The organism is Dehalococcoidia bacterium, assembly GCA_028711995.1.
Classification (GTDB): domain Bacteria; phylum Chloroflexota; class Dehalococcoidia; order SZUA-161; family SpSt-899; genus JAQTRE01.
Window position 1 is genome coordinate 1 of sequence record JAQTRE010000126.1, and the last position, 8,665, is coordinate 8,665.

Genomic DNA, 8,665 nt, shown 5'->3' on the forward strand with positions numbered 1-8,665 from the left:
CTGACGCTTCGTTGAGTCCCGATGACATGTACTTGGGCGACTCGTGGCATGAAGCGTCATACCTGCCGGTTGGTGGTGTGTATACTGGTAACGCCACCGTTACACTGCCTCAGGATGAAACGATGGAGCCGGGGACATACTTTGTTCTCATCGAGACCGACAACGGGAACTACCAACCGGAATCAAACGAGACGAATAACACAGGTGCAAGCGACAGCCTCACTCTTACCCTCCCGCCCTTCGATCTTACGGTCGAGTCCGTGACGGTATCAGGTGACATGTATTTTGGAGGCCAGATGGACGTCGCGTGGACGGTGCGGAACACCGGCACTGAGGCAGCGACTGACTCCTGGTATGACGGAATCCGGCTTTCCCGGGACGCTACGTTGAGTCCCGATGACATGTACTTGGGCGACTCGTGGCATGAAGCGTCAGCCCTGCCGGCTGGTGGTGTGTATACTGGTGCCGCCACCATTATGTTGCCTCAGGATGAGATAATCGAGACCGGGACTTGGTTTATCCTTGTCAGCGCCGACAACGGGAACTACCAACCGGAGTCAACCGAGACGAATAACACAGGTGCAAGCGGCAGCCTCACTCTTACCCTGCCGCCATTTGATCTCCAGGTCGAATCCATCACCGTAACCGGTGACACTTACTTTGGAGGGCAGATTGACGTCACATGGACGGTGCGGAACACAGGCACCGAGGCAACGACAGACTCCTGGTATGACGGATTTTATCTTTCCTCTGATGCCACGCTGAGTTCGGACGATAGATACCTGACTTCCAAGTGGCATGATGTAACTCCCCTTGCTGCCGGCGCCGCTTACACGGCTACCGCCACAATTACGCTGCCTCACGATGAAACGACGGAACCCGGAACCTGGTTCATCCTTGTTAAGACCGACCGCTCGAATTCCCAACCGGAATCAGTTGAGACGAATAACACAGGTGCAAGCGAGGCGCTTACTCTCACGTTGCCACCCTTCGATCTCCAAGTCGAGTCCGCGACGGTAAGTGGCGACATGTATTTCGGGGGCCAGATCGACGTCTCCTGGACAGTCCGGAACGCCGGCAGCGGAGCCACGACCAACTCCTGGTATGACGGATTGTATTTATCCCCTGACGCCACGCTGAGTGCGGACGACAGGATATTGACCTCCTGGCGGCATGACGGATCCGCCCTCCCAGGAGGCAGTGAGTATGCTCAAACCCTGACTGTTACACTACCGCTCGACGCAACCCTCGATTCTGGCAGTTACTTCGTTATCGTAGTGACCGATTCTTATGGCGACCAACTGGAATCAAATGAAACAAACAACACAGGGGTGAGCACAATACTGCCCCTCACAGTTCCCCCACTACCCGACCTCGTTGTCTCCGACATTACGGCCCCTGTGCAAGCCATGGCTGGCGATGAAATCCCCATTTACTGGACCCTAACCAATCAAGGGACTGTTGCAGCGAATGGTTCTTGGTGGGACAAGACCTATCTGTCGAACGCTCCAACGGGGAGCCTAGACCATTACATTAGCCAAGTTCTCTTTACAGGCGCCATCCAGCCCGGAGAGACTATAAGCCGCGCCGCGACGGTTACCCTACCGGCCGATATTGATATTCAAGGCCCTTACTGGATAACTGTAGTGACCGATTACGCAAACGCTGTCTTTGAACACTCTAATGATAGCAATAACGTTACCGTTGACGACACTTTTATCAACGTTCTGGTACTGCCACGAGTAGCGGGACACACTCCGACCAATGATTGGCCTGGCCTTTTTGATTGTATCCAGTTTGATTTCAACCAACCCATGGACCAAACAACCTTTGCGCCAGCCGATGATATCTTGAGTTTTATCGGTCCTGAAGGTTCAGTGACAATAACAGGCTGTGAATGGAGCGATTCCGATACCCTGACAATCACGTTTGCTTCCCAGTTTTCCCTCGGGAATTATACAATGGTGATGGGCCCACAGATTCTGAACTACAGAGGAGAAGCGCTGGATCAGGACAGGGATCTCCTCGCGGGCGAGGAGATCGACGATCGTTTTCAAGCGACCGTGTTGGTGAGCTACTCCGGACCCATTAGCCGCGATACGGTTTGGAGCCCGGCTTTAGGAACGATAGTCGTCGCCAGTGATCTTGTGATTGCCGAGGGCGCAACCCTGACTATCGAGGCAGGTACAATAGTAAAATTTGCCGGTACGTCTGCCGGCCTCGAAGTGAACGGAGTCCTCAACATCAATGGCACAACATCAAGTCCTGTCATTCTGACTTCGTACAAAGACGATACGATCGGGGGCGATACGAACGGAGATGATGCAGTGTCGATCCCGGTTCGTGGAGATTGGCATGGCATATCCTTTAACAATTTATCGAGTCCGAGCACCCTTGAAGGATTTGAAATCCGTTATGCATCGGCAGCGGTAAACTCCGGGTATTGGTACCAGCCGCCAGCCGGCCTTGCTGTGCTGCGCAATGGGATCCTCCGCAATAATGACCTTGCCGTCGTCGCTCGCGTTGCCTACGCAGAACTCATCGTGGAGAATTGTCTGATTATCCATAACCGGGAAGCTATAGCAGGCCGGAACACCGCCCAGATCATCCTTCGCAACTGCACTATCACGGATAATGATAGCACGGGAGAAGGAAAATTCACGATGTTCACATTTGAGAACTGTGTTTTTGCCTTCAATGGCAGCGGGATCATGGATATACAGTCCCCCACGGATTTGGAACTCCGGAACTCCACTTGTTATGGAGCCGATGCTTCAACGTTTATAGCTGTTCTGGGAGATACCGTATTTGACGAAAACAAGAACATCAACGCCGACCCGCTGTTCGTAGACTGCACTGCAGGCAACTACGAATTATCAGCTAATTCTCCGGCCATCGACTCTGCCGGCGGGATTGGGGCACCTGTGACCGATTATCTTGGCAGGAATCGTCACGATGACACGGGAATCTCCAACACGGGTTCGGGGTACCCGGCATATGTGGATATGGGGGCATTCGAAAGACAGGAGAACAGTCTGTCATGTGATCTTGCAGTAACCTATGTTTCCGATCCGACTCCAGAATTCTTGAGCGTTGGTGAAACGTTCAGTGTCAACTGGACTGCCGCAAACATCGGCCTGATAGATGCCGCCGGTACTTGGCAGGATGCGGTATATCTTTCCGCTGACCCCTATCTCAGTTCGGACGACCGGCTACTCGTTCAGCGGGTACACACATCCATGCTGTCTCCTGGTGATTCCTACACAGAAAGTCTGACGACAACGGCTCCCAGCATCTCTGGGCCGTACTATGTGCTTGTTCGTACTAACGCCGGACGCTCTGTCGTGGAACCGACCGAAATCAACAACGTGGCAATTGCCGCGCACGCGCTGGCTATCGGCGTGCCTGTTGTCGCCATCGGCACGCCGGTCTCAGGCACCGTGACAGATGGACAATGGACGTATGTGCGGTACGAGGGGACACCGGGAGGTACGGTCCGCCTCGAACTGGATGCTGTCAGTTCTTCCGGGACCATAGGGCTCTACCTGCGTTACGGAGTTCCGCCGACACTGAACTCCTTCGACCTGTCTGCTTCAATTCCCAATAGTCCGGACCAGCAGTTACGGATACCCACACCGATCGAAGGGACATACTACATTGGCATTTACGGCGCCTCGGTGCAGGGCTCCCCCACAGGCTTTACCCTCACCGCCGCTTCGACGGTTCTTGACATCCGCCGGGTTTCACCCAATCTGGTAAGTAATGCCGGTTCGGCAACGATCAAGATCGAAGGCGACAATTTCGAGCAAGGCGCCAAAGTAGAGTTGAATGCATCAGACGGTAGCGTGATTCAAGGCGAAGCATATTACCAGGATGCTACTACATTATTTGTCACCTTTGACTTAAAGGCTGCTAATGCACCAGCCGGCATCTATGATGTTATGGTCACCAACTCTGGATTGGCTACTACGACCGAAGTGGGCGCGGTTACTATTGAAACTCAGGCCATCAGCCAGTTCAGCGCGAGCCTTACGATGCCTGCAACAACCAGGCCGGGGCGGGTTATCGACATACTTGTCAACTACACTAACCCCGGTACGGTTGATATTCTTTCTCCCATCTTGACTTTAGACAGTGGAGTCTCTGATTGTGAGTGGCAACTACCAGGTACTGACACCTGGGTTACCGGGTCCACGGTCCGTTTCATGGGCCTCAGCAGCGAAGGTCCGGCCACGGTACTGCGTCCTGGTCAGACCGAGACGGTCATCGTCAAGCTCCGTGTTCCTTTCCGCCCCGAACCGATAACCGTTTCTCTCTCCTCGCTTGGTGCTACAGCGACGGACGGCACAAATACAGCAATCAACTGGGCCGAGTTTGAGCAAGAGATTCGCCTGCCTGACGTCGACGCAGCTACGTGGGATTCTATTTTTGCCAGACTCAAGACTGACATCGGTACAACCTGGGGTGACTATGCCCAGGAACTGCGAGAGGACGCAGCTCGGTGGGATGCGGCCGGCAAACGGGAATATTCAGTCCGTGAACTGTTTGGCATGGAACTCGACCAAGCCTTTGGATTGCCGACAGGCATGATTGCCGGCAAGGTTGTCGCCGCGGAATCCAATTTGCCCCTTGTTAACGTGACGATAATCGCCTCAGGAATCAACACTGCGAGCGCGGCACAGGCCGTCACAGATGCTAAAGGTGTATTTATTCTCTATGGCCTGGATACCGGCGAATACAAGATTAGCGTAAGCGGACACCTATCTGCCGAGGGCCAGGATCTTCAACTGCCTTCGGGTACCGATCTACTGAATGCCTTGGTTGCCGTTACAGAGGCCGGGCATCTGTCCGGTATAGTTAGTTCTGCGAACGATGGTATGCCACTTGCCGACACGGTCGTTACGATGACAAATAGCGATAGTTTGTTTTCTTGGTCAGTGGTTACCGACGAAAGGGGATGTTTTGCATTTAATGAATTACCGGCAGATTCGTACGTGCTGCGTGCCACTGCACCTGGCTATGTCGATCAAGCGGTTAATTATATTCAGATCACTCTTGGAGAGACAAAATACCTGGATGTTTCCCTCGAAGCAGGCGCTACTATATGCGGAAGTGTGCTTAACGCCGCTGATCAATCCTCGTTAGCGGGCGTTTCTATCTTTGCTTTTGGTCAAGTCTCTGGCTACCGGACGGTTGTGACGACTGCGGCGGATGGATCGTACCGGATCTCAGGGTTGCCCGCCGACACCTACCGCATCAGTACCAGTTTCACTGGGTTTGTGCGAGAAGTTTTCGAGGGGATAGGCGTCGCCAGTGGCCTTGAGTACAACGGGGTGAACTTCCAGCTCGAGTATGGCATTTCCATTACCGGTACTGTTTGCAGCGCTTCGACTGCTGAACCACTTGGAAATGTAGTGGTGATCCTATCAGGTCAAGCAGAAGGTGACTCTTATTCGGCTATGACGGACGATTACGGTGTTTATGTCATTGAAGGTGTGCCGAGCGGCCAGTGGACGGTCACGGCGAGAGGGGAAGGTTTTCTGGCGCTTTCCGACCAAACGATTACGCTCACAGCACCACTAGCCACCACTCTTGACATCACTCTTCAAATGGGGGCAAGCATAAGTGGAACCGTTTATGACCAGATAGGCCAGTTGGTTGCCGGTGCAATGGTCGTAGTAGAGGATTCGGAGGGGGTGTCGAGAATCACGGTAACAGCAGATGACGGCAGTTACATATTTTCTGGGCTATGCGCAGGTACTTACTCGCTGCACTTAAGCGCGGCAGGATTTGCGCCCAAGGAAGTCGTTGCTGGTTCTGTGGACCTTGGTCAAATGCTTACCGGAATTGATGTCAATCTAGAAACCGGCGCTTTGGTCGCCGGTGTAATTACAGATGCCAACGGAGGCGTGCCCATTCCTGATGCTATCGTGACATTTTCAGGGAGCAATGGCGAGCCCAGGCGCTTGACAACAGCACTTGATGGTACCTTTATATCAAACGAATTTGCCCCTGGTCTATATTGTCTTCGTGTTGCTGCAAGTGGTTATTCTGCTGAAGAGCAAATGATCAATATAACCGAAGCTGGGTTGTTTGACCTTTCCATATTTCTTACATCAGGTGTTAGTTTGTCAGGCATACTCACGGCGTCCGATGCTATAACTCCTGTTCCATTTGCTCATATAACTCTGCGAACCGCTGACAATACAGCCATAGCTTCTGAATACAGTGATGAGATTGGAAGGTACGTCTTTGAGCAAGTGCCAAAAGGTGATTATTTATTACAGGTGTGTCATGAGGAATTTTCGTTTTCAGATACCTTCATTGCCATCTCGGGCAGCGAGCCACTTCAATTTGACTTATTAGCCGGTAGTGCTTGGCTAAGTGGAGTCGTCACTGATCAAACTGGACAAGCTGTGGCGGAAGCAACTATTCGGATCATAAGGGCTGAAACGCTATCTCCGATAATATTGGAGGCAACCAGCGATTCGATGGGAAACTATTCAGTAGAGAACCTTGTATCAGGTGAGTATCTCATGATTGTTGATGCCAACGGAAATGGTAGACATACTCAGACAATAAATGTGACCGATGGACAACACCTGGCCTCTGACGTTAGTTTAGAAGACCCATTGACTCTTACTGGGACAATAATTAATTTTGTGACTGGTAAGCCAGTTGTCGATGCTACAGTATTTTTATTCAATTCGTCATCCCCCGATTCGGACCCTGGCTTTGTCGTGCAGGCTAACAGCGCTGGTGAGTTTAACATCACCGGTGCTGAGACAGGAAACTATACTCTCCTTGTTACAGCTTCCGAATTCATGATGGGCAAATTACAGCTGCAACTTAGTTCCTCCACGTCTGTAACGGTATCGCTTGTACCTGGAGGATTTAATCTAAACGGAACTATTCACGATGAATACACGGGTCTCGCAGTCCCGAATGCGGTTATACAAGTGTTCTATGCTGGTCGTTTAGTTTCGGTTGGGAATTCCGAAAGTGACGGTTCCTTTGGATTCGAAGATCTCGGGGACGGAACATACAGAATCATTATTGCGTATGACGAAGTGAGTGTTGAGAGGACAGTCACGATTAATGGTGATACATCACTTGAGATCGGCTTTCCGGTAACCCGCATTGCAGTATTTTCATCACCTGCAGTACCGCAGTCAAGTGCGGCACCGCAGGTTTTACAGCGCTCTGCTTCTTACGCTTCAACCTTCAGTTGGTGGGACATTCCCGTAAAGGATAGGTACGAACCCAACTTAGTTCTTTTGGATGCACCCGCCACAGTATGGAATTGGGGTGGGATACTTGAGGAAGCTGAATATCGTAATCAATTTATTCAGCGGAATCCTATTGAAGACATAAAATGTAATGAAATTGTGGGAATAAAAGAACTTTACGATTCACTCATAAAAGAGAGAGAAACGATTATCAATCGTTGGTACTTTCAAACTAAGTGGATTTCGAGCGTCGAACTCTATTTAGATCTCATTGAAACAAAAAAATACGATGCTATAAATTCAGCTGTTACAAAACTTGCTTTGGGAATTGCCTGGAAGCCGCTTTCGATAGCGTTTGGAGTATGGGGCCTAATGCAAGATGTTCCGGCTGCTTGGCGGACCGTTGCTGAAGCACTTGATCGTCTCAACCAGGTACCTTTTGATGTTCTCGCCTCGCATAATCTCACTAATGCGGAGCGGACGATTGCTAGAGTGCTAAACAGTTTCGGAGCGAACGACGCCGATGCTCCCAATTCTGCATTTTTCCGATTAGTAGGCAGATTGCTTGGGGGATGGAATCTTTTTGAAAAGTGGTGCCAGGCGTGTGAAGCTTATGAGGCGAGTGTTCTGAAAAGTATGACTGACCTAAAGAACTGCAATGTTCAGACAATATTATACTGGAGAGACTGGAACGCATACCAGACAAAGCTGAAGCAGTACAATGAAATGAACAAACCATGCTTTAGTCTGATCGCCAATGCTACTTTAGGTGGAAGTGTAGATATTAAGTCAAATGAGGGCAGCTCTATCCACGATCACCCGGATCACTATCTCAAAGGAACGAGGGTGACCCTTTTCGCTTTAGAACAGGAAGACTATGAGTTTGATCGATGGATCGGTTTACCTTGGTGGGAGTCGTGGCAATCCGGCTACCCGGTTGTAGATATTACGATGAATCGGGATTGCTCGGTAACGGCAGTGTTTAAGCCCACAGAGAAAGACATTCCTAACAACCCCGATGAGTATCAAGATGGCGGAACTATTAACGTCCAAACCTCCATAAGTCCCGAGGACAAATGGGGACCCGCGGGTTATGATGATCCTGATACGCCAGCGGGTAGCGAAATGCACTGGGTCTCATCAGATCAGTCCTTTACCTATCGGATTGAGATGTGGAACAAACCTGATGCACCCGTGCCGACTCAGGATGCCGTTATCTACGACTACCTTGACCCAAACATCTTCGATCTCTCTACGTTCAACTTTACCCGCGTGGGATTCCTCAGTTGGGATCAGCCGCTTGCCGGTGGACAGACCATAGACACCCGAATAGATGCGAGACCGGAGATGACTATTGCCGTGGATGTCACAGCGACTTTCGATCCGGAGACAGGCCGTATTGAATGGTGGTTCCATACTGTTGATCCAATGACGGG

At 51.1% G+C, this 8,665-nt stretch carries 1 protein-coding gene; it reads left to right on the top strand.

What is annotated here, in order from left to right; all coding sequences use genetic code 11:
• Positions 1-122: 122 nt before the first annotated feature.
• Positions 123-8,665: carboxypeptidase regulatory-like domain-containing protein (locus tag PHV74_13130; GenBank protein ID MDD5095301.1), on the top strand; the 8,543-nt coding region annotated here is incomplete at its 3' end.